The sequence below is a fragment of the Virgibacillus sp. FSP13 genome, from assembly GCF_054048505.1.
In genome coordinates this window covers 67,613-92,563 of sequence record NZ_JBSVKG010000012.1, presented here as the reverse complement: position 1 = coordinate 92,563, position 24,951 = coordinate 67,613, and the positions used below count along the sequence as shown (strand labels likewise).

22 protein-coding genes and 1 tRNA gene are annotated in these 24,951 nt (G+C 39.1%); 9 read left to right on the top strand and 14 right to left on the bottom strand.

Annotated elements, in window-relative coordinates; translation table 11 throughout:
- Positions 1–5: 5 nt before the first annotated feature.
- The 5 genes from ACW2QC_RS12005 to ACW2QC_RS11985 form a co-directional block, all read right to left on the bottom strand.
- The gene (locus ACW2QC_RS12005) at positions 6–1,550 is read right to left on the bottom strand and encodes a 2-isopropylmalate synthase (RefSeq protein WP_457544213.1); all 1,545 of its coding nucleotides are present in this window, start codon (positions 1,548–1,550) and stop codon (positions 6–8) included.
- Positions 1,537–2,571 carry a ketol-acid reductoisomerase gene (gene ilvC, locus ACW2QC_RS12000; protein WP_457544212.1) on the bottom strand — a complete coding sequence of 345 codons (1,035 nt, stop codon included), beginning with the start codon at positions 2,569–2,571 and terminating at the stop codon, positions 1,537–1,539. The genes ACW2QC_RS12005 and ilvC overlap by 14 nt, the downstream gene beginning before the upstream one ends.
- Before the next feature lie 46 nt (positions 2,572–2,617).
- Positions 2,618–3,133 carry an acetolactate synthase small subunit gene (gene ilvN, locus ACW2QC_RS11995; RefSeq protein ID WP_106495150.1) on the bottom strand — a complete coding sequence of 172 codons (516 nt, stop codon included), beginning with the start codon at positions 3,131–3,133 and terminating at the stop codon, positions 2,618–2,620.
- Positions 3,130–4,827 carry an acetolactate synthase large subunit gene (ilvB, locus tag ACW2QC_RS11990; protein WP_457544224.1) on the bottom strand — a complete coding sequence of 566 codons (1,698 nt, stop codon included), beginning with the start codon at positions 4,825–4,827 and terminating at the stop codon, positions 3,130–3,132. The genes ilvN and ilvB overlap by 4 nt, the downstream gene beginning before the upstream one ends.
- A 632-nt stretch (positions 4,828–5,459) precedes the next feature.
- Entirely contained in the window at positions 5,460–6,404 is a 945-nt protein-coding gene (locus ACW2QC_RS11985) for an MBL fold metallo-hydrolase (RefSeq protein WP_457544211.1), read from the bottom strand.
- A 168-nt stretch (positions 6,405–6,572) separates the two neighbouring features.
- Here ACW2QC_RS11985 and ACW2QC_RS11980 point away from each other — a divergent pair, with 168 nt between their 5' ends.
- The 3 genes from ACW2QC_RS11980 (at position 6,573) to ACW2QC_RS11970 (ending at position 9,920) form a co-directional block, all read left to right on the top strand.
- Positions 6,573–7,028 (top strand): hypothetical protein, encoded by a 456-nt coding sequence (locus ACW2QC_RS11980; protein ID WP_457544210.1) that lies wholly within the window; start codon positions 6,573–6,575, stop codon positions 7,026–7,028.
- A 160-nt stretch (positions 7,029–7,188) separates the two neighbouring features.
- Entirely contained in the window at positions 7,189–7,758 is a 570-nt protein-coding gene (locus ACW2QC_RS11975) for a spore coat protein (protein ID WP_457544223.1), read from the top strand.
- Between the two features lie 167 nt (positions 7,759–7,925).
- Entirely contained in the window at positions 7,926–9,920 is a 1,995-nt protein-coding gene (locus ACW2QC_RS11970) for a sulfatase-like hydrolase/transferase (protein ID WP_457544209.1), read from the top strand.
- A gap of 74 nt (positions 9,921–9,994) precedes the next feature.
- Here ACW2QC_RS11970 and ACW2QC_RS11965 read toward each other — a convergent pair whose 3' ends face one another.
- The gene (locus ACW2QC_RS11965) at positions 9,995–10,171 is read right to left on the bottom strand and encodes a hypothetical protein (protein ID WP_158701574.1); all 177 of its coding nucleotides are present in this window, start codon (positions 10,169–10,171) and stop codon (positions 9,995–9,997) included.
- 20 nt (positions 10,172–10,191) lie between these two features.
- A complete protein-coding gene (locus ACW2QC_RS11960; protein WP_457544208.1) occupies positions 10,192–12,144 on the bottom strand; it encodes an aconitate hydratase in 1,953 nt (650 codons plus the stop codon).
- 157 nt (positions 12,145–12,301) lie between these two features.
- Between ACW2QC_RS11960 and ACW2QC_RS11955 the strand changes: the two genes are divergently transcribed.
- On the top strand, positions 12,302–13,099 hold the full coding sequence (locus ACW2QC_RS11955) for a TIGR00266 family protein (protein WP_457544207.1): 798 nt from the start codon (positions 12,302–12,304) through the stop codon (positions 13,097–13,099).
- Between the two features lie 46 nt (positions 13,100–13,145).
- Here ACW2QC_RS11955 and ACW2QC_RS11950 read toward each other — a convergent pair whose 3' ends face one another.
- The gene (locus ACW2QC_RS11950; RefSeq protein WP_457544206.1) at positions 13,146–14,015 is read right to left on the bottom strand and encodes a YitT family protein; all 870 of its coding nucleotides are present in this window, start codon (positions 14,013–14,015) and stop codon (positions 13,146–13,148) included.
- A 192-nt stretch (positions 14,016–14,207) separates the two neighbouring features.
- Between ACW2QC_RS11950 and ACW2QC_RS11945 the strand changes: the two genes are divergently transcribed.
- Complete coding sequence (locus ACW2QC_RS11945) at positions 14,208–14,378, top strand: YfhD family protein (protein WP_457544205.1); 171 nt, start codon at positions 14,208–14,210, stop codon at positions 14,376–14,378.
- Positions 14,379–14,534: 156 nt separating this feature from the next.
- Here ACW2QC_RS11945 and ACW2QC_RS11940 read toward each other — a convergent pair whose 3' ends face one another.
- Positions 14,535–14,744, bottom strand: coding sequence for a hypothetical protein (locus ACW2QC_RS11940; RefSeq protein WP_457544204.1), 210 nt, complete (start codon positions 14,742–14,744; stop codon positions 14,535–14,537).
- 142 nt (positions 14,745–14,886) lie between these two features.
- On the opposite strand from ACW2QC_RS11940, the gene ACW2QC_RS11935 reads away from it, so the two are divergent.
- Both ACW2QC_RS11935 and ACW2QC_RS11930 read left to right on the top strand, forming a co-directional pair.
- Complete coding sequence (locus tag ACW2QC_RS11935; RefSeq protein ID WP_457544203.1) at positions 14,887–15,132, top strand: DNA alkylation repair protein; 246 nt, start codon at positions 14,887–14,889, stop codon at positions 15,130–15,132.
- Between the two features lie 271 nt (positions 15,133–15,403).
- Positions 15,404–17,395 carry an acetoacetate--CoA ligase gene (locus ACW2QC_RS11930; RefSeq protein ID WP_457544202.1) on the top strand — a complete coding sequence of 664 codons (1,992 nt, stop codon included), beginning with the start codon at positions 15,404–15,406 and terminating at the stop codon, positions 17,393–17,395.
- A 152-nt stretch (positions 17,396–17,547) separates the two neighbouring features.
- On the opposite strand, the gene ACW2QC_RS11925 is transcribed toward ACW2QC_RS11930, so the two are convergent.
- Positions 17,548–18,447, bottom strand: coding sequence for a LysR family transcriptional regulator (locus tag ACW2QC_RS11925; protein ID WP_457544201.1), 900 nt, complete (start codon positions 18,445–18,447; stop codon positions 17,548–17,550).
- Between the two features lie 111 nt (positions 18,448–18,558).
- Between ACW2QC_RS11925 and ACW2QC_RS11920 the strand changes: the two genes are divergently transcribed.
- The gene (locus ACW2QC_RS11920) at positions 18,559–19,584 is read left to right on the top strand and encodes a YeiH family protein (RefSeq protein ID WP_457544200.1); all 1,026 of its coding nucleotides are present in this window, start codon (positions 18,559–18,561) and stop codon (positions 19,582–19,584) included.
- A 56-nt stretch (positions 19,585–19,640) separates the two neighbouring features.
- On the opposite strand, the gene panF is transcribed toward ACW2QC_RS11920, so the two are convergent.
- The 3 genes from panF to ACW2QC_RS11905 form a co-directional block, all read right to left on the bottom strand.
- Positions 19,641–21,080: a sodium/pantothenate symporter gene (gene panF, locus ACW2QC_RS11915; RefSeq protein ID WP_457544199.1), complete on the bottom strand. Its 1,440-nt coding sequence runs from the start codon at positions 21,078–21,080 to the stop codon at positions 19,641–19,643.
- On the bottom strand, positions 21,077–21,352 hold the full coding sequence (locus tag ACW2QC_RS11910) for a YhdT family protein (protein WP_457544198.1): 276 nt from the start codon (positions 21,350–21,352) through the stop codon (positions 21,077–21,079). The genes panF and ACW2QC_RS11910 overlap by 4 nt, the downstream gene beginning before the upstream one ends.
- A gap of 210 nt (positions 21,353–21,562) precedes the next feature.
- Positions 21,563–22,849 carry a S8 family peptidase gene (locus ACW2QC_RS11905; protein WP_457544197.1) on the bottom strand — a complete coding sequence of 429 codons (1,287 nt, stop codon included), beginning with the start codon at positions 22,847–22,849 and terminating at the stop codon, positions 21,563–21,565.
- 492 nt (positions 22,850–23,341) lie between these two features.
- On the opposite strand from ACW2QC_RS11905, the gene ACW2QC_RS11900 reads away from it, so the two are divergent.
- Positions 23,342–23,414: transfer RNA gene (locus ACW2QC_RS11900), tRNA-Ala, on the top strand.
- Between the two features lie 213 nt (positions 23,415–23,627).
- On the opposite strand, the gene ACW2QC_RS11895 is transcribed toward ACW2QC_RS11900, so the two are convergent.
- Complete coding sequence (locus ACW2QC_RS11895; RefSeq protein ID WP_457544196.1) at positions 23,628–24,902, bottom strand: MFS transporter; 1,275 nt, start codon at positions 24,900–24,902, stop codon at positions 23,628–23,630.
- Positions 24,903–24,951 lie beyond the last annotated feature (49 nt).

Here is a 24,951-nt window from a genome sequence, read left to right as displayed (position 1 = left end):
GTTTTTTATTTTACAGCTTGCTTTTCCTTCGTTGCTTTTTGTTGAATAATATAGCGATTTACAGCATTTAAAAACGCATTTGCAGAGGCCTCGATCACATCTTGTGCGGAGCCTCTTCCATTCATTGGTTCCCCATTAATTACGAGCTGAACGTGTGATTCGGCAAGCGCATCTTTTCCGCGGCCAACAGAATTAAGTTGATAGTCTACAAGTTGCAAATTCTCTTTAATAAGGGCATCCAATGTTTTATACAAAGCCTCAACACTTCCTTGGCCAGTACACGCAGTTTGTACGGATTCTCCATCTGGATTCTGCAACACTACGGTAGCCGTTGGAATGTTAGCAGTACCATATTGGACCTGGAACATTTCTAATTGATATTTATCTACTTTTGAAGTATCTGTTTGTATCTCCATCAAAATAGTAAATAAATCATCGTCCGTCACTTCCTTTTTACGGTCAGTCAAAAGCTTAAATAAGTTGAATGCTTCTTTAAGCTTTTCATCAGAGAGTTCGTATCCAAGCTCTTTGACCTTATCTTTAAAAGCATGACGCCCCGAATGTTTCCCTAAGAATAAAGTATTCGAATTAACACCCACCATTTCCGGAGTAATGATTTCATAAGTGGCCGCATTTTTTAAAACGCCATCTTGATGGATGCCTGATTCATGGGCAAACGCATTGCGGCCGATTACTGCCTTGTTCGCTTGCACATACATACCGGTTAATTTTGTGACAAGGTCACTCGTGCGTTTAATCTCATGTAAATTCAAATCCGTTGTATATGGATAATGGTCAGAGCGGATTTTTAATGCAACGGCGATTTCCTCCAATGCTGCGTTGCCAGCTCGTTCACCAATTCCGTTGATTGTCCCTTCAATCTGTGTTGCGCCATTTTCCACTGCTGCGATCGAATTCGCTACGGCCATCCCTAAATCATTATGACAATGACAGGAAAGTCGAGCACGATCAATATTCGGTACTGTTTCTTTGATATAACGGAACATGTTGCCGTATTCAAGTGGTGTCGCATACCCAACCGTATCAGGCAAATTGATCACTGTTGCCCCGGCATCAATCACACGTTCAATAATTTGTGCCAAAAAATCCAAATCGGAACGAGAAGCATCTTCTGCTGACCATTCCACTTGAGGAAATTTCTGTTTGGCATACGTAACCATATCAACAGCCGTATCAATTACTTGTTGTGGCGATTTCTTTAATTTATACGTCATGTGAATAGGTGATGTTGCTAAGAATATATGCAAGCAAGGATCCTCAGCTCCTTTTAACGCTTCCCAACAAGCATCAACATCGGATTTTACCGCTCTTGCAAGTCCTGTAACGGATGTCTCTTTTATTGTTTCCGCTATCGTTTTTACCGCATTAAAGTCCCCTTTAGAAGAAGCAGGAAAACCCGCTTCCATCCGGTCAACTCCGAAACGTTCCAGTTGTTTGGCTATTTCCAATTTCTCTAGCTGATTAAGATTTACACCTGGTGATTGCTCGCCATCTCTCAATGTTGTATCGAAAATCTTAATTTGTGACATATGTTTTCACATCCTTTTGCTTATTTTGCAATGGCTGTTTTACAAAAGGCATTAACTCACGTAACTCCCTTCCTACTTTTTCAATTGGAAGTTGATTTTCTTTCGTGTTGGTTGCATTGAATTTAGGACGATTCGCTTGGTTTTCCAGAATCCAACCTTTGGCGAATTCCCCTGACTGTACATCTGCAAGAACCTCTTTCATTCGCTGTTTCGTTTCTTCATTAACGACACGAGGTCCAGAAACAAAATCTCCCCACTGTGCTGTATCTGAGATAGAGTAACGCATATTTTCAAGTCCACCCTCGTAGATCAAATCAACAATTAACTTCATTTCATGTAAACATTCAAAATATGCAACTTCCGGTTGATATCCCGCTTCTGTTAATGTCTCAAATCCAGCTTTAATTAAGTTGGTGAGGCCACCACATAAAACAGCCTGCTCCCCAAATAGGTCTGTTTCCGTTTCTTCTTGGAAGCTTGTTTGAAGCACACCCGCTCTTGCAGCTCCGATCCCTTGTGCGTATGCTAGTGCAAGCTCTTTTGCATTACCAGTCACATCTTGTTCTACACCGTATAAGGATGGGACACCTGCGCCCTCTTCATATGTTCTACGTACTAAATGACCAGGCCCTTTTGGTGCTACAAGGAATACATCCACATCTTCAGGTGGAACAATTTGACTAAAATGAACATTAAACCCGTGAGCAAAGGCGATCGCGTTTCCAGCTTCTAAATTTGGTTTAATACTTTCATTATACACAGCCGTCTGTAACTCATCCGGGAGCAATATCATCACTACATCTGCTTGCCTAACCGCATTAGCAACAGTTTCAACCGTAAAACCATCTTCCTCAGCCTTTACCTGGGACTTTCCTGGTCTTAGTCCAACAACCACATCATAGCCACTATCACGAAGATTTAATGCATGTGCATGCCCCTGTGATCCATAACCCACTACAGCAATTTTCTTTCCTTGTAATACCTCTTTTTGAATATCCTTTTCATAAAGTACTTTTGCCATGTTAAGCATCCTCTCTATTTTTAATAAATTTAAAGTGTTCTAATAATTAAATAGACAAATAATTAATTTCCGTAACATTTTGTTGCTGCCCTCTTAGGAAAGCAGTCATTCCTGTCTTTGTTAATTCCTTAATTCCATAAGGTCTTAATAAAGTAATTAGGGCCTCAACTTTATCTGGTTTGCCGGTTACCTGTACCGTTAAACTATCCTTACTGACATCAATAATCGATGCACGAAAGGGGGATATTACACCCTGGATTTCTGCCCGCACTTGACCACTACCTACTACTTTGATCAGGGCTAGTTCTCTGGCCACCATAGCTTTATCGGTAATATCTGACACTTTAATCACATCTATTTGTTTATTAAGCTGCTTTGTCAGTTGCTCTAATTTTTGATGATCACTCACATCAACAACTAACGTCATCTTAGATATACCCTCAGTTTCTGAACTTCCTACAGATATACTTTCAATATTAAATTGGCGCTTTGACAACATTCCTGTAACGCGATTAAGGACACCACTTCGATTCTGGACGGTAGCTGTTATAATGCGTTTCATTTTGTCACCCCGATCATTTCGTGAATCCCTTTACCAGGGGCTATCATTGGATAAACACACGCTTCCTTTACCACCCGACAATCAACAACGACAGGTCCTTCATAGGTGAATATATCCTTTAGCATATCGTCCACGTCCTCTTCACGATTAACCTTTATCCCTCGAATGCCATAACTTTCAGCGAGTTTTACAAAATCAGGATTCGTTGTAAATACCGATTCAGAATATCGCTTCTCATAAAAGCTTTCCTGCCATTGTCTTACCATTCCTAGTGCTTGGTTATTAACAATGATAACTTTGACTGGTAAATTTCTTTCTTTCATAATAGAAAGTTCTTGTAATGTCATTTGAAATCCACCGTCACCGACAATTGAAATAACTAACTCTTCTGGTGCACCTAATTGCGCTCCAATCGCTGCTGGGAAACCAAATCCCATCGTTCCAAGCCCACCAGAGGTAACCCATCTATTTGGTTTGTTAAATGTGTAATATTGTGCCGCCCACATTTGATGTTGCCCAACATCTGTTGTAACAATTGCATCACCTCCGGACTTTTGGTATATCTGTTCAATTAACCATTGCGGTGACATTAAGTCTGTTGACCGCTCATACCAAAACGGATAAGTCTGTTTACTGTTTTGTAATTTATCTAACCACTCTTTATGGTCTGGCATTGAGATTGAACTGTTTGCTAAAGCTGTTAACCCCTGTTTTGCGTCAGCAACGACCGGTATCTCAGTGTGTACGTTCTTGCCTATTTCAGCTGGATCAATATCTATATGTGCAACTCTAGCCTGTGGGGCGAAGTGTTCCAGTTTCCCAGTTAACCGATCATCGAATCTTGCTCCAATATTTAGTAATAGATCACACTCATATATCGCCATATTAGCAGCGTAACTTCCATGCATTCCGGCCATTCCTAGAAACAATGGATTGGATCCAGGGAAACCTCCCAAGCCAAGCAACGTATTTGTTACGGGTAATTGATAGGTCTCAACAAATTCCTTTAGTTCAGTCGAGGCCTTTGCAAATAAAACACCTGCACCCGCAAGCACCAATGGTTTTTTTGCCTTAGACAACGCATCTGCCAGTTTTACCATCTGTAATGAATTCGGCTTTGTTGTTGGCTGATATCCAGGTAAATAAACACCACTTTCAAATTTATTCGATGACTCCGCTGTGGATATATTCTTAGGAATATCTACTACAACAGGACCAGGTCTTCCTGTGGTCGCAATATGAAATGCCTCGTTGATAACCTTTGGCAATTCGGATAACTGCTTTACCTGGTAGTTGTATTTGGTAATAGGTGTAGTAATCCCCATGACATCAGATTCTTGAAATGCATCTGTTCCAATCACACTATTGGCTACTTGACCTGTGAATACAACCAGTGGTAACGAATCCATCATGGCATCAGCAATTCCAGTTACCAGGTTTGTTGCTCCTGGCCCAGACGTTGCAAACACCACTCCAGGTTTGCCGGTCACGCGAGCATATCCTTCTGCTGCATGAATGGAGCCTTGCTCATGCCTTGAAAGTATATGTTTAAAAGGCGCCTTACTACGATATAAAGCATCATAAATAGGTAATACAGCCCCTCCCGGATAACCAAATAGTGTATCTACCTCCAACTGTTCCAATGTTTCCATAAGTAGATCAGCACCAGTTATCGTTTTCTCTTTACTAATCATTTCTTCATGCTTTACCTCCGTTTTCACTTACACCATACCTCCTTAGCATCTATAAATTAAAAAGGCCCTTCTCACACCCAAAAATCCTCACATGTTCAGAATTTTTTGGGGTGAAAAGAGCCTTCTTTTTCACGGTACCACCCAGGTTTGCAGCATCCTTACGAATACTGCCTTACGAGGCTGTAATCAGCCTGCTTTGATAACAGGTGCACTAGGGGCACCTGGCTAAGCCTAATTAGAATTTGCCAAAACTCTGTTCAACTTAGCACTCAGGGAAGATGTCGGAATAAGATGTATTTCTAGGCTTCCAGCAACCCTAGATCTCTGTGAATACAAAATACTTAAACCTTTATTCCCGTCATCACGTTCAATATATTGTTATCGCTTGAATAATGATATTGCGAATTATCATACAACGTTTTATCAAAAGGGTCAACATGTATTTTTCATTTTTTTGATACTTTTGATAAATCAGAAATAATTGGATGCGCTTACATCGTTTGTACATTAACATCAAGACAATTTAGAAAAAAATAAAAATATTTTTTGCAAATAAAAAAGCAACGAATTCTTAAGAAATAGAATACATCACTTTTTCGTTTGAGTACTATTATCGATAAATAGCCTCCTACTTATTTTTCTTTTTGAAAATAATCTATTATACCCAGTGCACTAACTTGCATATCAACACCTAGTAATTCATAAACATCATGGCTGTCATCTACATGTAACATTTGCAAATGATTCTTTACACGTTGCAGCATTCTTTTGGCAAGTTCTTGATATCCTTTTCCTTGCCGAAAGACCTCTTCCCCTTCATGTTCGAAAATGGTAAGCCATTCTGAAGCTTGCCTTAACGCATCATTCACCTTCTCCGTCATACCAAAGTGGCCATAATAAATCCTGTCAACACCCATTTTTTGTATAAGCTCTATCGCATTACGCATTGCAACAGGGTCAAATTGATTTGGCGATGTAGAAGGCAAAAATAAATCAACACCATCACGGATTAATTGTTCATACCGGATGCCAACTGTATCACCGGTAAAAATCCCATTACTGATGGGGTCATAAATACTAAAATGATGTTTAGCATGACCAGGAGTATCAAAAAATGTTAACGTACATTCCGGGCCAATTTTTAGAGTGTCACCTTCCCCCCTAACCAGCAATCTATCCTTTGGTACAGGTACAATGGGTTCAAAAAACTTCTCAAAGCTATCTCCATAAACTTCGCGCGCACCAGCGATTAATCGTTTTGGATCAGCGAGATGCCGCGCCCCTTTCGGATGAACAACTATACTTGCATTTGGGCATTCTTTGATCATTAAACCAGCGCCACCAGCATGATCCAAATGAATATGTGTCACGATTATATATTTAACCTGATCTAACGAAAACCCAAGCATTTCCAATCCCTTTTTAATATGCTTTATCGATGGACTTGGCCCTGTTTCTACTAATGTCAATATGTCATCATCAATAACATATGTACCCGTACGTTTCGAAACACCTAAGTCAAAACCATCAATCAAGAAAATGCGTTCGTCAATTTGAATAGGTTTTTGATCGTTCATTAAATCGCTCCCTTAAAATCATCTGTTTTTTGATAATTATACAACAATTTATTCCGATGGTTAAACTATTCGCCATTATTACACCTTGGTCTAAAAATGTGTATAAAATTTCCCATAGTTAACATACTAAGGAAAATAACCCAATTAGTTATACATAGGAGGATCAAAATGAAAAAGTTTTTCTATTGTACATTTGCTTCTTTACTTATCATTACAACCGGATGTGCTTCAAACGGTGATGAGCAGTCAGAAAGAAATCAGGATCAAATCAATAAAAATAACACCGAGGACTACATCCAGACAAGTGCAAGCATTTCTTCTGAGATAAACAGCAGCATCGATAAAGTTTTAGCCACTTTGGAAGAACTGAAAAACCAAACAGAACAATCACCAGATAGCACAACAGATATTCAAGCGATCGGTAAAAAAATAGAAGAAAACTGGGATCAAATTGAAAAAAGGATAGAGGAAAAATACCCAGAATTTTATGAGGACATTGAAAGAAGCCTCTATCCTCTTATAGCAGAAGCCAAAAAAGATAGACCTAATGTAGTTATGGTCAAGCAATTAACGGACGAAACAATCCAAAAAGTAGAGGGTTTTAAAGAAGTAATTAGTTCTTAATCAAACATTTGATCAATATTAATGCAGGGTTGCCTTGACTCTTGCCTATGAATAATTTCCACTGTAAGAGTAAAAAATAACGCTGATCAAATTTTTAGGAGGTTTTTTCGTGTTAAATCAAAATCAAAACCAACAACAAAACCTGCAAAGTTCACCACAAATGCCATCACAACAGGATTACGGTGGACATGATATGTTTGATGCACATGAAGCGTTATCGACTTTAACAGGCGGACTTGAACAATACCTATTATATGAACAACACATCCAAGATCAAGAGTTAATGGCAATGGCGCAACGACATCGTGCATTTTGTACACAGCTATATAATACAATTGTGGAAACATTTAAAACGGGTCAAGATCCAACAGTAAAAACACAGTCCTACGAGATGCAGCAGAACAATAATGTTGTATATGGAATGCAACCATCAGCACCAAAGTCACCAAGTCAGTCTGTCAATGAGTTGAATGATGAATGCATATCTGGTTTTATGCTGGGGTCACTGAAATCAACTGCATCTGCATTTACTATGACAGCATTGGAAATGACCAATCCCGTCCTAAGACGTATTTTTGCTGATAGCATTCCAAATATGATTGAAATGGCCTATGAAGTATTTTTGTATCAGAATAAACATCAATATTATCAAGTGCCACAACTTCAGCAACAAGATATGCAGACATTCCAAAATAGTTTTGCACCTGTTCAAGGACAAATGCCGCATTAATGTTTTTCAAGCTACCTGTCAATTACTATTGGCAGGTAGTGTTTTTTTACCACTGTTATAACCTTTTGGTAACTTTTGTATAGCACTTGCATTAATCCTCAAATTGGTTTAAAATACCGTGAATGAGGCTATAAATTATTAATAATAAAATTTGAGGTGAAAAAACAATGAAGAATATACCTTCATCCAAAATGGGGTTCTTTTTTGTTGCGGTTATTTTACTATGGATAAAATCTTATTTAATATATGAGTTTGAATTTAATTTAGATATACAAAATGGTTTACAACAATTTCTATTATTTATTAATCCATTAAGTTCCGCATTAATTTTCCTAGGTATCGCCCTATTTGCTAAAGGAAAAAGAGCGGGAATATGGACAATTATTATCGACTTTCTAATGAGCTTTCTACTTTATGCCAATGTTGTATATTATCGCTTTAACAACGATTATATAACACTACCAACATTGACACAAACAGACAACTTCGGAAGTTTAGGTGGTAGTATTGCTAGTTTAGCAGAATGGTATGATGTATTTTACTTTTTAGATGTTATCATCCTAATTGCATTATTCGCTTGGAGCAGACATAGCTGGTCGATAAATCGCATGCCTGTTAGAAAGCCGTTAATCGTTATGGCAGTTGGCGTAATCGTCTTTACAGTAAACTTAGGCTTAGCAGAAATTGACCGGCCACAATTGTTAAAAAGAACGTTTGACAGAAACTATATAGTAAAATATTTGGGTTCATACAATTTTGCATTGTATGATGCGGCACAAAGCATCCATTCATCAACCCAACGCGTATTTGCAGACAGTAGCGATATTACCGAAGTGGAAAATTATACAAAAAATAAATATGCTGAACCAAATCAAGAACTTTTCGGTGTTGCTAAAGGAAAGAACATTATTAAAATTCATTTAGAATCATTTCAATCGTTTTTGATCGATTACAAATTACATGGTGAAGAAGTAACACCATTTCTTAATTCATTGGTTCATGACCAAAGTAAAAACTTTACGTACTTTGACAATTTCTTCCACCAAACAGAACAGGGAAAAACAGCTGATGCAGAATTTATTTTGGATAATTCAATTTATGGATTACCACAAGGGGCTGCTTTCGTAACGAAAAGTAACAATACGTATCAAGCACTTCCAGCAATACTAAAACAACAACAAAGTTACACATCAGCAGTATTCCATGGTGATAATAAATCGTTTTGGAATCGTGATGAAATTTACAAACAATTTGGTATCGATAAATTCTTTGATTCCAGTTATTATGACATGAGTGAAGACAAGGTAATTAATTATGGTTTGAAGGATAAGCCATTCTTTAAAGAGTCAATGCCAATGCTTGAATCATTAGAACAACCATTTTATTCACATTTGATAACACTAACGAACCATCATCCTTATTTAATTGATTCAGACGAAACTTCCATAGAACCTGCAGAAACTGGCGATCCTTCTGTTGATAGGTATTTCCAAACAGCTCGTTATTTGGATGAATCATTAGAACAGTTCTTTAACGATCTAAAAGAATCAGGATTATACAAAGACTCTGTTATTATGATTTACGGAGACCATTACGGTATTTCGGAAAATCACAACAAAGCAATGAAACAAATTACTGGTGAAGAAATTACACCATTCAAGAGTGCTCAGCTTCAACGTGTACCATTTATGATTAAAGTTCCTGGTGTTAAAGGGCAAGGTATCAATCATGAATATTCAGGAGAAATTGATGTAATGCCAACGTTACTTCACCTAGTAGGAATTGATGCTCAAGATTATATCCAATTTGGTACAGACCTGTTTTCAAAAGATCACAAAGACTTTGTAACGTTCCGCAATGGTGACTTTATTACACCAGAGTATAGTAAATTATCAGGAACTTACTACGCAAATGACACTGGAGAGAAAATGGAAAAAACAGAAGAAATGAAAGAACAAAATGAACAAGTCCAACATGAATTGAAGCTTTCAGATAAACTACTGTTTGGTGATTTATTAAGATTCTACACACCAAATGATGATTGGGAACCCGTCGATTCTTCGGAGTATATGTATGGTAAAAATGCAACACAACCTGAGGATGGGACTGAGACTGAAACGGATCAACAACAGACAGACGAATCCGAACTAAATGAAAAATAAAACCAAAAAGAAGTAATCATTGGAGAGTTCTCCGATTGATTACTTCTTTGTTTATCTTTTTCTGTCCTAGTGTCCTAGTCCAGCAATCGGTTATTTTCATCGGTCGACATTAGTCTGGCACCCTTTGATGCATCATCTTGACTAAGGATTCCATCTCCTCCACAAACACTACAATTATATTGCCATCCTTCATCATCTGCTAACATCCCTGTTCCTTCACAAGCTCTGCATGTATTTTTGCGATCTACCATGTTTGTTATTTCCTCCTTTTCTAAGTTAACTGCTGACGGTCCTTAGCCCAATTAATTATTCCACCTTTTAACATTATCTCAACTTGACGTTCAGACAACGTATGTTTGACTTTAATTTGTTGATCCTTTCCTTTTACGTTAACTTCAAATTCATTGCCTTGAGCTATTTTGTTTTTCAGTCCTGAAAGTTCTAGAACATCCCCTTGGCTTAATTTGTCATAGTCTTCTTCATTTACAAAGGTAAGTGGCAATACGCCAAAGTTAACAAGGTTTTGCCAATGGATACGTGCAAAATCCTTTACTAATGCAACACGTAAACCAAGATACCTTGGTGCCAGTGCTGCATGTTCGCGACTAGAACCTTGCCCATAGTTAAATCCGCCAATGACTGCATGCCCACCTTTATCAACTGTCTCTTTTCCACGCTTATAATATGTCTCATCAATAATCTCAAATGTAAATTTACTTATTTCCGGTAAATTACTTCGAAACGGTAAAACACGAGCCCCGCCAGCAAGGATTTCATCAGTCGAAATATTGTCACCCATTTTTAACAGAATTGGCAGTTCCAAATTATCCGGAAGTCCATCCATTTTTGGTATGGAAGCAATGTTAGGTCCTTTGTGTAATTCAACTTTTTTCGCTTCTTCAAATGGTATTGGTTCATCTAATAAATTTACATCAACGGTTGGCTTACTCGGATCCTTTACTTTCGGATACTTGAAATCCAGCGTTCTTGGGTCCGTGATTTCCCCCTTTAACGCAGAAGCTGCAGCAGTTTCTGGGCCGCATAAAAATACACTATCCTCTTTTGTACCCGATCGTCCCGGAAAGTTTCTTGGCGTTGTCCGTAAACTATTTCTGCCAGTTGCCGGAGCCTGCCCCATTCCAATACATCCGTTACAACCTGCCTGATGTAATCGTGCGCCTGATTGAAGCAAGCTTGCAATGTGACTTTCTTTTACTAAGTCGGTCAACATTTGTCGTGAAGTTGGGTTTATATCAAACGAAATTCCATCAGCTATGTGCCTGTCATTAACCATCTCAGCCGCTACCGCAAAGTCACGAAAGCCTGGATTTGCTGATGAGCCTATATAGGATTGATAGATAGGAGTTCCAGCAAGTTCGGCTACAGGTACTACATTTCCTGGGCTTGAAGGTTTTGCAATTAATGGTTCAACTTCAGCAAGATTAATTTCTTCATGAATATCATATGTTGCATCCTTATCGGCAACAAGTTCGATCCAGTCATCTTCCCTGTCCTGTTCTTTTAAAAACCGTTTTATTTCTTTATCAGACGGAAAAACAGTTCCAGTCGCACCTAATTCAGCGCCCATGTTTGCAATTACATGTCGGTCCATAGCACTTAATGTCTCAACGCCCGGGCCATAGTATTCAATAACTCGACCAACCCCACCTTTCACATCATGACGGCGAAGCATTTCCAAAATAACATCTTTTGCACTTACCCAATCAGGCAATTCACCCGTTAGCTTAACGCCCCACACTTTTGGCATTTTTACGTAAAACGGTTCACCAGCAATGGCTAATGCAACATCTATTCCACCAGCCCCCATCGCCAGCATTCCCATACAGCCATTCGCACAAGTGTGACTATCTGACCCAAGCAATGTCTTACCTGGCCTAGCTAGTCGTTGCATGTGAACCGGGTGACTTACACCATTACCCGGACGGCTATAATGGATGCCAAATCGCCTTGTTGCACTTTGTAGAAACAAATGATCATCCGGATTTTTACTATCCACTTGAATAAGATTGTGATCAACATATTGTGCAGATGCTTCTGTTTTTGCACGATCTAATTCCATCGCTTCCAATTCAAGCATAACCAATGTCCCTGTTGCATCTTGTGTTAATGTTTGATCAATTTTAAGACCAATTTCCGCCCCAGGTGTCATCTCTCCCGAAACAAGGTGATCCTTAATTAACTTTTGCGTTATGTTGAGTGGCATGTAACTACCTCCTAAGTAAAATAACAATGAATTATGTTCTTAACTACTAGTATATGAAGTTTTTTAAAAAATTATTTGAAGGAAATATAACAAAAAATTGAATCCGAAATAATTTTGAACCGTATCATCTATTATCAAGAAAAAAGGGGATGGAAAAATGAATAACCACGACATTGATTACAAACTACATGGTGATGATATGCAATTTGTTGAGGTCGAACTTGACCCACAAGAAACAGTTATTGCAGAGGCAGGAAGCTTAATGATGATGGACGAGCAAATCCGTATGGAAACGATTTTTGGCGATGGATCTAAAAACCAGGGAAGCGGATTAATGGGAAAACTACTTGGCGCTGGAAAACGGGTTATTACCGGAGAAAGTCTATTCATGACCACTTTTACGAATGAGGGCGCTGGGAAAAAGCACGTTTCTTTTGCTTCCCCTTATCCAGGCAAAATTATTCCCATGGATTTAAGCGAGTTAAATGGAAAATTAATTTGTCAAAAAGATGCATTTTTAGCGGCGGCAAAAGGAGTGGCTGTCGGTGTTGAGTTCCAACGTAAAATAGGTACGGGATTCTTTGGTGGTGAAGGATTTATTATGCAAAAACTTGAAGGAGATGGAATGGCCTTTGTACATGCTGGAGGAACCATTCATAAGAAAGTACTTGAACCCGGGGAAGTATTGAAGATTGATACCGGTTGTCTTGTCGCTATGACTGGTAATGTGGACTATAACATCGAATACATCGGTGGCGTTAAAACAGCATTATTTGGTGGCGAGGGGCTTTTTTTCGCTACATTGCGTGGGCCTGGAGAAGTATGGATCCAGTCTCTTCCATTTAGCCGACTTGCAAGCCGTGTATTTGCCGCAATGCCGGAAAGAGGTGGCTCTAAAGGGGAAGGGAGCATTGCTGGAGGACTATATGGACTATTAGGGGGAGACCGCAAGTAACACTATTTAGGGGAACGACTATTATTTTCTTCGTTCCCCCAACTTATTACAATTTTTGCCCATAATATTTATCTAATGAGAAACCACGACCAAGAATTTCAGAGGCATTAATAAACACAACAAATGATGTCGGCGCTTCCTGTTGTAGAACGCGTTTTAAATAAACTGCCTCTGTCTGTTCCGCAACACATAATATCATCGATTTGCTTTTATTCGAATATCCTCCTACCGACCGGACTTTGGTTAATCCTCGGTCAATCCCATCACGAATAATCGATTGGATCTTTTCTTCTTCCTCCGTAATAATTAAAATTAACTTTGTTGATGACGTTTGTAATTGCACCATATCAATTACTTTACTCGTTATATATATGCACATTAGCGCGAATAACGTAAGCTCCAAATTAAATACAATGATGGAGGAGACAACGACTATCCCGTCCACAATTAATTGGGAGTAACCACTTGATAAGCCCGTGAATTTCTTGACAATCTGAGCAATGGCTGCTGTTCCACCAGTTGAACCATTGCCTTTGTAGACAATCCCAAGGCCAATCCCAAGTATAATCCCACCATATATCGTACCTAGCAATGGATTTGTAATCGTGTACGGAAAATCCGCACTAAGAAATATTACGAACGGCACCCAAAACGTACCCACTAGCGTTTTCCCACTAAAATCCTTTCCTAATGTTAGCCACCCAATAATGAATATCGGTATATTTATCAGGAACTGTGTATATGCTGGACTTAAATCATACATTTCATAAAGAATGGTACTTACACCCGAGATACCTCCTGCAGCAAGCTTTGATGGTAATAAAAATATGTTATAGGATAGTGCAACAAGGGTGGCACCAATAATTACCTTTGCATAATCGTAAATCACTTGTTTAACATTTTGCTGTTTACTCATCTTGTTCTAATCCCTTCTCCAACAAAAAATAGCTCTCCGTTGGCAATGCCCCGAAAAGCGCTCACATGGATTAATTGTAAATTTGTTTCGTGAACCTGTCAATTTCTTGCAAACCTAAATTGTTTGTATGATTAACCTGAAATGTACGCAAGCTATAATTGTAAATTCTATATTTCATAAGGGGTGTAAGGCATGGGAAGAGATGAGCATAAATCAAGAAAAAATAATTACCTGGCACAAACACCAAAGAATCAATTGTCCGATGGAATAGATGTAGAATTTGCCGAAGAATTTGCGGATGAAGAAGATAAAAAAGCACAAGCTAGAAGTAAGGCAGCAAGTAATCGTGTAAAAAGAAGCTAATTATGTTGTGGCCAAATATGGTAAATCCATACTTGGCCACTTTTTGGTTGATGTTGATGTTCTCGGGCTGATGTTTTCGCTCTTGGGACGATATTTTCGTTCTCGGGCGGATGTTTCTGTTCTCCCTCCGATGTTTTTGCTCTCGGGCGGATGTTTCTATTCTCGGGACGATGTTTTCGCTCTCGAGCCGATGTTTCTGTTCTCCCGCCGATGTTTTTGCTCTCGTGACGATGTTTTCGCTCTCGCGCCGATGTTTTCGCTCTCGAGCCGATGTTTCTGTTCTCCCGCCGATGTTTCTGCCCTCGGGACGATGTTTTCGCTCTCGCGCCGATGTTTCTGCCCTCGGGACGATGTTTTCGCTCTCACGCCGATGTTTTCGCTCTCGCGCCGATGTTTCTGTTCTCCCGCCGATGTTTTGCTTCGGGCAATTCTTGTTTCATCACACTACTACATTATTCCCTTGTATACCTTTTCCAATATAGAACAAACTAAATATGGAGGTGTTTGTATGGGAGAAGCCTATCGATGTCCAAATTGTAAAACGAATCGTTCGCGCTTTAATATCATCGAACAAGTAGCAAAGCCAGTAAAACTGGACGCACAAACCGGAGAGGTAATGAATGACTACACAGATGGTGGCTTAGAAGTATTTCATGTCGCCTATAATGGACCAAACTATAGAGTTCAATGTGGGACATGTGGATTGATAGAAGATGAGAAGACATTCATCAAATACGCCCAATACAATCAATAACGGTTAATCTATAATTCCTATGACTGCAATCTAATCCACTTATTTGTTACACTGTATAGTAAGAAGGAAACGGAAGTAGAACGTTACTTAAAACCATTGATTTACAACTATTTGCACGAGTTTTAGGGATCAACATAAGGGCAATTCCTTCTAATACCTTAAGTGGGATTTGTCCTTTTACATGTGAAATCTACGTAGATTCCGTTACTTTACATGTGGAAAGCGGTTTCATATAATAGTGATAATCGTACGTGAATGCAGGAGGGATTGGATGGGAAACATTAAAGAGGGAACATTACTATGGGAACCCAATGATGAACAAAAAGAGGCGTCAAATATTTATGCTTACATGAAATGGCTAAAACAACATAAAAACCTGGACTTTGCGGATTATCATTCTCTATGGAATTGGTCAGTTGACGAACTCGAATTATTTTGGAAATCTATTTGGGAGTATTTTGATATCCAATCAGAAAAGCCATTCGAGGCAGTTCTAACATCACATAACATGCCCGGTACTAAATGGTTTCCAGGAGCAACGATCAATTATACGGAACACGTTTTTAGAAATTTTATCAATAATAAACCAGCAATTATTCATTCCTCAGAGATAAGGGCAACCTCTGAAATTACATGGAACCAACTATATCAGGAAACAGCTGCACTTCAACAAACATTGACGAAACTGGGTGTACAAAAAGGTGATCGTGTTGTGGCATATGTGTCCAATATCTATGAATCTGTTGTCGCATTTCTTGCCACTGCTAGTTTAGGAGCTATTTGGTCCAGTGCATCGCCCGAATTCGGTACGCAGAGTGTAATTGATCGTTTTAAGCAGATTGAACCAAAAGTAATGATTACCGTTGATGGATACCGGTTTGGAGGCAAAAATTTTGATCGATTAGCGGTTGTAGAAAATATCCAAGCAGAACTGCCAACGCTAGAGGCAACAATTGTGATACCCTATTTAAATGAAAGTCCGGATTGTAGCCGGCTTAAAAATGTTACATTATGGAATAAGGCAACGACTAATTCCGAGCCGTTAAATCTTACTTATGAACACGTACCGTTCAATGATCCACTCTGGGTACTATTTTCTTCAGGAACGACAGGGAAACCTAAGCCGATTGTACAAAGTCAGGGTGGGATTTTGCTTGAACATTTAAAAGCGCTAACGTTCCATGTTGACTTGAGTGAGAATGATCGTTTCTTCTGGTTTACCACAACCGGATGGATGATGTGGAATTTCCTTGTTGGTGGGCTTCTAACAGGGAGTACCATTATTTTGTACGACGGAAATCCCGGATATCCAGACAAAAACATGCTTTGGAAGTTTGCTGAACAAACAAAAATGACTGTTTTTGGTACAAGTGCAAGCTTTATTACAGGATGTATGAAAGATGAAGTCACACCCGGAGAAGACTTTGATCTAAGTAACTTGAAAAACATTAGTTCAACCGGATCCCCACTACCACCGGAAGGATTCCAATGGTGTTATGACAACGTTAAAGAAGACCTTTTGATTGCATCTTCAAGCGGCGGAACTGATGTATGTACAGCATTTATTCTGGGGGCACCAATCTTGCCGGTTTACGCAGGAGAATTACAATGTCGTGGACTTGGTGCGAAAATTGAAAGCTTCAACGATAACGCCGAGGCCCAAATAGAAGAAGTTGGCGAACTCGTGCTAACGGAGCCATTCCCTTCGATGCCGATCTACTTTTGGAATGACCATGATGGTAGCCGCCTGCACGATAGTTATTTTGATGAATTTCCGGGAATCTGGCGACATGGGGATTATCTAAAAATAACTGATCGTCATACATGTGTGATTTACGGCCGATCAGATGCAACAATCAATCGTGGTGGTGTCCGAATTGGCACGAGTGAAATTTACCGAGCAGTCGATCAGGTACAACAAGTAGCTGATAGTTTGATAGTTGATATTCCTGATCGTAATGGGAATTCATTTGTACCATTATTTGTTCTAATGAAAAATGAAAAAGAATTAACAGAGGAAATTAAACAATCCATAAAAAAGCAAATAAAAGAACAATGCTCACCACGGCATGTCCCAACAGCTATATATCAGGTTCCTGATATTCCAAAAACTTTGAATGGGAAAAAGCTTGAAATTCCAATCAAAAAAATACTAATGGGTAAATCAGTTGATCATGTAGTAAATAAGGGTTCATTAGCCAATCCGAATTCATTGGATTATTTTGTCCAGTTTGCTAACGAGCGATTGGAAACAAATAATTAAGGTGATCGAATTATTTTGAGTATGCCTACTATAAAGTCTCTCCCACAATTATTGTGGGAGAGCTTTTTTTACAAGGTAAATTATAAAATTTCGCTCTAATTTGCTTTCGGCATAATGAGCCACGTCAAGTTCCAGTGCTGCCGCTTTTGTTATTAATGACCAATAAACGTAGTCAACATCTTATCATGACGTAATAATCCGATAAACACTTCTAAAGCCTTTGTCTGAAAGGGGGATTTTGTGATGAATGAAAATTGTCTTGAAAACGGCAATTCCTCCATTTGTATTAGTTTCAAATCCCCATTTCGTAGTTCTTTTTGGATTGCCCATTGCGATAATAGACTAACCCCTAGCCCAGATTCTACTGCTTCTTTAATTGGCTGGGTACTGCCAAAATTCATTCGCTTAGCTGGAAAAAAATCAAAATGGCAAAACATTTTTTCAGTTGCTTCCCTTGTCCCAGAACCGTTTTCGCGAACAATCCACGTTTGATGTTCCAAATCCTTTATTGTTACATATTCCTTGTGTGTCAGCTTATTATTTGCGGAAGCAACGACTACCATATAATCCTCAGCAAATTCCTCCACAGTTAATTCTTGACCTTTAAAATGACCTTCAACAATCCCCACGTCTAACTGGTGACTCGATACTAAATCAGCAATTTCTGACGTATTACCAATTGTAACCGCAGGCTGAATTTCTGGATAAGTTTCCAGTAATTTAGCAATAATACGTGGTAGTATGTATTCTCCAAAAGTATAGCTTGCACCAATTGAAAGCGGACCATTTGCTTTATTCACTAAATCGTCGACAAGGTGTTGCATGTTTGTATAAAGGCCAAGGATCTCCTTAGCATGATGATAAACAATTTCCCCTGCTTTATTTAAACGGACGTATTTATTCGTTCTTTCTAAGAGTCTTGTACCAATATTGTCCTCAAATGTACGTATATACTGACTGACAGCAGGTTGTGTCATGTGAAGTTCTTCGGCAGCTCTGGAGAAGTTCTTCTTTTCTGCAACTGTTATAAATACTTGTAAATGCTGATCCATTCCAATACCGCCTTTTCCAATTATTATATCACTTTACTTATTATCACTATTATAATGATTTATTTTCCTTATATAAAAAAATACATTAATCTAAGGATAGGAGGTGTCGCAATGACGTTAGAAAATACAACAAAATCCTTAAGTTCTTCCGCAACTGGAAAATGGCTTGGTGGAGTTGCATTTACTTTTTTTATTGCATTACTAGGATATCTATTAGCAATGTTACCCGGATTTGATCGTGTTGGACAATTGGCATGCGCCATTATCATCGCTGTTATTTATCGCCAGTTCTTTGGCTATCCCGAGGCAATTCGAGCAGGGATTGCCTTTTCATCAAAACGCTTACTACGAGCAGCAATTATTTTATATGGCCTAAAATTAAACATCGATACCGTTCTCCATGATGGCTTAGGATTACTTGTTCGAGACGCTGGTGTAATTATTTTTGCTATCTGTTTGACCATTTGGTTAGCAAAAATTCTAAAGGCGAACAAAATGATTTCACTGTTACTTGGTGTTGGAACAGGGGTTTGTGGTGCAGCAGCAATCGCAGCCGTTGCACCGATTGTTAAGTCAAAAGATGAAGATACGGCAATAGGGGTTGGCATTATTGCGCTAATGGGAACAATATTTGCCATTGGGTATACCATCTTAAGACCATTTTTGCCATTATCCGCGATCGACTATGGGGTATGGTCTGGTTCTAGTTTACATGAAGTTGCCCATGTCGCACTCGCAGCTGCCCCTGGTGGTGAGGATGCGTTAGCAATTGCCCTACTTGCAAAACTAGGCCGTGTATTCCTGCTTGTCCCATTATGTTTTATTTTTATTTATATTATGAAGCGAAAAAACAAAGGCACCGAACAGACGGATGCTAAAATTGAATTTCCATGGTTTTTAGTTGGTTTTATTATCTTAAGTATTTTGGGGAGCTATGTTTTTGGTCACTCGATTCCAGTATCCGATGATGTTATGAATGTCGTTTTCAGCATTACAACTTGGCTATTAACCGCTGCCATGGTTGGGCTTGGACTAAATGTAAGCCTTAAAGATTTACGTACAAAGGCCCTGAAGCCACTGTTAGCAATGGGAATTACATCAGTATGTTTATCCATTATCGTTTACTTTATTGTATAGACATTTTCAAAAAGCGTTCTCACCAACCTATGAGAACGCTTTTTGGATATGCCCTTCTAGCCGACTTCCTCGATCATCCTTTTTTGTGTTGCCATGCTTACAATGACATAAGATATGAATGATATGACAATTGGAAGTACAACCGAGTGTAGTCCAAATGGTTTTGGATAGAAAGTGTCCGATAGAATATATAATACGATTCCAGTTACCATGGAAGAAATTGCGCCATATTTATTCCCCTTACTCCAATATAGCCCCATAACAATTGGCCAAATAAATGCTGCTTCCAGACCTCCAAAAGCAAATAAATTTAACCATATAATTAAATCAGGAGGATCTAAAGCCATGCAGAAAACAATAATGCCCAAAACAGCAGTAATACCCATACTTAAACGTTTGATCCTTCGATGTGATGCTTCTGGTTGAATATAATTTAAATATAAATCTTTTACAATTGCTGAACTGACTAATAGTAACAGTGAGTCCACTGTTGACATAATTGCGGCCATTGGTGCTGCCAAAACGACACCCGCAAGCCAGTTTGGCAAAACTTCCAACGCAATGAGTGGCATTACTTTATCGCCAACCTCGATGCCAGGTAAAATCGGCCTAGCGAACACACCAATTAAATGCATGTTCAGCATGATAAAGCCAACGACAATGGTTCCAATAATAATTGCGCGATGCATGGATCGTGCATTTTTATAAGACATTGCTCGGACAGCTATTTGCGGAAGTGCCACTACCCCGACACCAACGAGTATCCAAAATGATGATACATATGTTGGTGTCAAACTTCCATCCGCTCCAAACGGCGTGATTAAATTTGGGTTCTCTGTACTTAAATCTGTTATGATCGACGATACCCCGCCTCCAGCGATAACAGTTGCAATCAACAAAACGAGTGTCCCAACTAACATGATAACCCCTTGAATCGCGTCAGTTAACGCAACAGCTTTAAATCCGCCAATTGTTACATAAATTAATACAGACAAAGCAAAAATAAATAACGCACTCGTATAGGGTATGCCTAGCAATGATTCAATTAACCGTGCACCACCAATCCACTGAGCCGCCATCGCAGAAAATAAAAATATAATGATGCTAATAGCGGATAACAAGACAACCCATTTCGATTGATAGCGTTCTTTTAAAAAGTCAACCATCGTTACTGCCCGATATTTACGGGTCATGATGGCAAATTTTTTACCAAGTACCATTAAGACAAAATACCCTGTTACTACTTGCGTCATCGCCAGTAATACCCAACCAAGGCCCTCTGTATAGGCTGTGCCAGGTCCGCCTATAAAACTACTAGCACTGCCGTATGTAGCTGTCATCGTCATCGCCAAAACAAAACCGCCAAGATTACGATTACCGAGAAAGTACTCCTGCAAAAACGTGTTCGAAGTTTTTAAGGACTTCCCAGCCCATACACCAACGACAAAAATGATTACCAACAGACCAATTAACGGAACTAACGCCTGCACGTTCATTTACTTTCTCCTTCTTCATCAAATGGAATAGCAACAAACCACTTTTTAACCACAATTGTTACAAGTACTGCCATCACAACAAATCCGAGTACACAGCTATAGAAAAACCAGGCCGGCAATCCGAAGACATACGAATACTCAGCTGGGCCTTTCCCTCCAAGTCCATAGGCAAATCCGAACCACCAAATAAAATTAAAAATAGCAAGTCCAACACCAATTAACGCTTCCCTGTTGGCGATTTTATAGCGATAATCATCGTTATGTTCTTTCATTTTTTATCCCTCTTTTCGCGACAATGCTACATTATACCTAAAAATTATATTCACTATTAATATAACCGAAATGCCCTACCGCTGTAAATGTTTGAAAATTGCATATCTTAATGCAGCAATTTGCTTTTTCATTATTTCTAACAAAAAAGAAGTCCCAGATGATTGCAAAGTGCAATTCTGAAACTTCCCCATTTCATTTAAAAAATTCCATTATCCTTCAATTAATTGAGCGGCGTCTAGATAGCCATTTCCTTGAACATTGGGAGGTTGTCCTATATCTTCACACGCATTAATGAGCTGTTCCTTAACTTGATCCGGGGTTAGATTTGAATTATTTTGAAGAAGTTGTGCAACTACACCAGCACATATTGGTGTTGCCATTGAGGTTCCTGATAAAGAGAAATAGTTTGAATCGACACGTGCTCCTGCATTTGTTTTATCGAGATAGGATCTTGGGGAACGTAAAGATATAATATTTGCACCTGGTGTTAACAGATCTGGTTTCATTAATCCATCAATTGTTGGGCCACGGCTTGAGAAATTTGCTACTATATCATCTGAGCGATCAGCTGTGTTCTTATCGTTAGCGGCACCTACCGTAATAACTTTAGGGCTTATCCCAGGACTTGCAATCGTTTCCGAAGAAGGTCCCGAGTTACCTGCTGCAACACAAACAACAATTCCATTATTCCATGCCTCCTCGACAGCTTTTACAACAGGATCATCTTCAGCGGATTCTTGTGCATCAGAGCCAAGAGATAATGAGAGAACGTTAATATTATACTGTGATTGATTTTGAATACACCAATCAATTCCTGCAATCACCGTGGAAAGTGAACCAGACCCCATTTTATTTAATACCTTAACTCCAACTAAGCTAGCATCAGACGCTGGTCCTTGGTACAATCCATTTGATGCTGCTCCATCACTCGCTGCATCCCCTGCACAATGGGTACCATGTCCATTATCATCGTATGGTTCGGATTTGTTTTGAACGAAATCTTTAAATCCTATGATGCGTCCTTCTAAATCATTGTGCGGATATATACCTGTATCAACGACTGCAATGGTTACATCCTTCCCTGTATACCCAGACTTTTTCAACTGATCAGAATTAATCGTTGGTGAAGCTACATCAAGCAAAGTTGTGATTTTCCTGTCATAATAAACCTTTTTGATGTGATTACAGTTTTCAAGTAAATGTTCTATTTTTTTAATTGATAATTTAGTAGAACAACAGGAAATTGTGGGGTGCTGATGATGGATTTTACATTTTGCCTTCTTTACATCATTTAGACCGTGTTCAAAATAATCAGGCTGAAATTCAATAACTACAGATAAGCTTTTTGTCTTTTTCCTCACATAATCCAAAGGACGGTGCAAGAAACATGGCAGCGAACGAAAGGGGTGATAAAGCCGGATCAATTCTCTTCTTATATTTTTATCGAGTTTATCCCCCCTACGACGAACTAGTTGAATAATAGAAAGACCAAACATTAACTTAACCTTCCTCTCTTAGAATTTACGTGACAAGATATGGTACGTGAACTTCTAAAAGAGGAGTAATGAATTGGTACAAAAAGATAGAAAAAAGGCAGAAAACTAGAGTATTAGTATTATGTTTTTTACAAGTGGCTTCAATTCTTTCATATATATTAAAAATAGATTGCCCGAAATTTTCACCAGATACAGCCCATTCCGTTTAAAGAAACCCACGTTGAAGCTAACCCCTACTTACTAAATTATAACGAGGATCAACAAATGGGTAATTATCTGGTAACGTAAGAATCCTCCTTTCTAGTAAACTAATAACTCATCAATATATTGTGAAAAAGAACAGACAAATATTTACTCTCTAAAAAAATTTGCAAAATGGTACGAACTATTATAGCAACAAGTCTAGGTTACTGTTATTGCAGAAATGCTTCTAATTGCTTGAAAACGCATATAAAATAGGATAGAATAAATAATTGTTAGGTTAATTTCTACGGGGCATTAGCTCAGCTGGGAGAGCGCTTCGCTGGCAGCGAAGAGGTCAGCGGTTCGAGCCCGCTATGCTCCATCATCCAGCCCCCTTGTCTCTCAAGGGGGCTACGTTTTTCCATCTTTCTCTGATTCCCTTTAAACAAATAATCGAGTTCACAAATCTTCACATTTGAGTTGCGGAATTCAAATACTGTTATAGGAGCCAGGAAAACCCACTGCAGCTATAATAGACACTGAATGGATAACTTCTATGATCTAACAAATGGACTTTTCCAACGGCCAAATTCCATCATACTGCTCCACAATCCCCTTTGGTTTCTTTCAAGGCTACAGCCGGGTTGTTCTGCTTCCAGATAGCCCTTTGTAAGGAGATTCCGACAACCCCGATCATGGTTAGTCCAATACCAATGATTCTAAAGGCTGTCAGTACGCCAAACTGGTTGATCAGAAGTCCGCCAAGCAGTGGACCAGCTATAAATAGGATGCTTAATGTGGAATCCAAAATCCCAGAAACCCTTCCAATCGCTTCCTTTGGTGGTTCCCTTTGAATAAGATAATTTACTGCAGTAAAAGTCATCCCATTGCCAAGTCCGCCGATAAAAGCAAGACCAATTGCTAAAACAATAAAACGATAATTAGCCATGAAACCAAATCCTCCGATCATTATGCCAATGAGCAAACAACCAGTACCGAAGAACCAACCGTACTTCCGGATACTTTCTATTCTGTTCAGAAGCAGGACAACTAGGAGGGAACCGATTCCAATCGCTGAGATTGCCCAGCCTGTCAATTCCGGTCTTTCAGGAAACACCTCGCTGAACAATGTAACAATCTGGGCATCGATCATCTGAATCGTCAGGGTACTCACAATCCCGAACATGATGCTTGCCAAAAGGATCCTGCTTTTTAAAACGATGCCCCAGCCTTCTTTCCATGAAGCGAAAAAACCTGACTGTTCCGGTGCACCATTTTCCTCCATACTTTCCGGATTTTGATTTTTTACATGGATCCGAGTGAGGATAATTCCTGAAAGAGTGAAAGATACGGCATTTATAACAATCGAAAGATCAGGAGAAAAGATAGCTGCTACAGATCCCCCAATAAGTGGACCAACCACCTTTACCAGTTGAAACAGGCTTCCATTAATAGTTACTGCTTTCATAATGTCATCTTCATCGACAATGCTTCTCATTAATCCTTGCTGCGCTGGCAGACTTATCACCCCAACCGTATTGCGGAATAAAAGGACAAGCAGGGCGAGCATGGGAACAGGGATAAAAACAAGCAATAAGGTTAAACCTGCTCGGATCCAATCGGAATGGACGAGGATTTTCAATTTATCTCTCCGGTCTGCAAACACGCCAGCAAATTGCCCTAACAAAATGCTTGGGATGGCATACATGACGGGAATGAGAGCAATCAACATCGGATCCGCCTTCCATGTGTACCGGAATAAAATTAGCACGGCAACAAAATCAAACCAATTTCCCAAATTCGAAAGTGCATTGGCTGAAAAGAACTTTATAAAATTTCTATCTCTCCAAATCGATACATGTTTTTCCATTCGTGATACCTCCTATGATATTTCCGCTATAAACAGCATAACGAGTAAA

Coding starts and splice junctions, on each gene's coding strand:
- ACW2QC_RS11985 (WP_457544211.1), bottom strand. CDS start 6,404: ATGAACGATCAAAAACCTATTCAAATTGACGAACGCATTTTCTTGATT.
- panF (WP_457544199.1), bottom strand. CDS start 21,080: ATGAACGTGCAGGCGTTAGTTCCGTTAATTGGTCTGTTGGTAATCATT.
- ACW2QC_RS11925 (WP_457544201.1), bottom strand. CDS start 18,447: ATGGATCAGCATTTACAAGTATTTATAACAGTTGCAGAAAAGAAGAAC.
- ilvC (WP_457544212.1), bottom strand. CDS start 2,571: ATGGCAAAAGTACTTTATGAAAAGGATATTCAAAAAGAGGTATTACAA.
- ACW2QC_RS11930 (WP_457544202.1), top strand. CDS start 15,404: ATGGGAAACATTAAAGAGGGAACATTACTATGGGAACCCAATGATGAA.
- ACW2QC_RS11980 (WP_457544210.1), top strand. CDS start 6,573: ATGAAAAAGTTTTTCTATTGTACATTTGCTTCTTTACTTATCATTACA.
- ilvB (WP_457544224.1), bottom strand. CDS start 4,827: ATGATTAGTAAAGAGAAAACGATAACTGGTGCTGATCTACTTATGGAA.
- ACW2QC_RS11905 (WP_457544197.1), bottom strand. CDS start 22,849: ATGTTTGGTCTTTCTATTATTCAACTAGTTCGTCGTAGGGGGGATAAA.
- ACW2QC_RS12005 (WP_457544213.1), bottom strand. CDS start 1,550: ATGTCACAAATTAAGATTTTCGATACAACATTGAGAGATGGCGAGCAA.
- ACW2QC_RS11955 (WP_457544207.1), top strand. CDS start 12,302: ATGAATAACCACGACATTGATTACAAACTACATGGTGATGATATGCAA.
- ACW2QC_RS11945 (WP_457544205.1), top strand. CDS start 14,208: ATGGGAAGAGATGAGCATAAATCAAGAAAAAATAATTACCTGGCACAA.
- ACW2QC_RS11920 (WP_457544200.1), top strand. CDS start 18,559: ATGACGTTAGAAAATACAACAAAATCCTTAAGTTCTTCCGCAACTGGA.
- ACW2QC_RS11960 (WP_457544208.1), bottom strand. CDS start 12,144: ATGCCACTCAACATAACGCAAAAGTTAATTAAGGATCACCTTGTTTCG.
- ilvN (WP_106495150.1), bottom strand. CDS start 3,133: ATGAAACGCATTATAACAGCTACCGTCCAGAATCGAAGTGGTGTCCTT.
- ACW2QC_RS11975 (WP_457544223.1), top strand. CDS start 7,189: ATGCCATCACAACAGGATTACGGTGGACATGATATGTTTGATGCACAT.
- ACW2QC_RS11970 (WP_457544209.1), top strand. CDS start 7,926: ATGAAGAATATACCTTCATCCAAAATGGGGTTCTTTTTTGTTGCGGTT.
- ACW2QC_RS11895 (WP_457544196.1), bottom strand. CDS start 24,902: ATGGAAAAACATGTATCGATTTGGAGAGATAGAAATTTTATAAAGTTC.
- ACW2QC_RS11910 (WP_457544198.1), bottom strand. CDS start 21,352: ATGAAAGAACATAACGATGATTATCGCTATAAAATCGCCAACAGGGAA.
- ACW2QC_RS11950 (WP_457544206.1), bottom strand. CDS start 14,015: ATGAGTAAACAGCAAAATGTTAAACAAGTGATTTACGATTATGCAAAG.
- ACW2QC_RS11965 (WP_158701574.1), bottom strand. CDS start 10,171: ATGGTAGATCGCAAAAATACATGCAGAGCTTGTGAAGGAACAGGGATG.
- ACW2QC_RS11935 (WP_457544203.1), top strand. CDS start 14,887: ATGGGAGAAGCCTATCGATGTCCAAATTGTAAAACGAATCGTTCGCGC.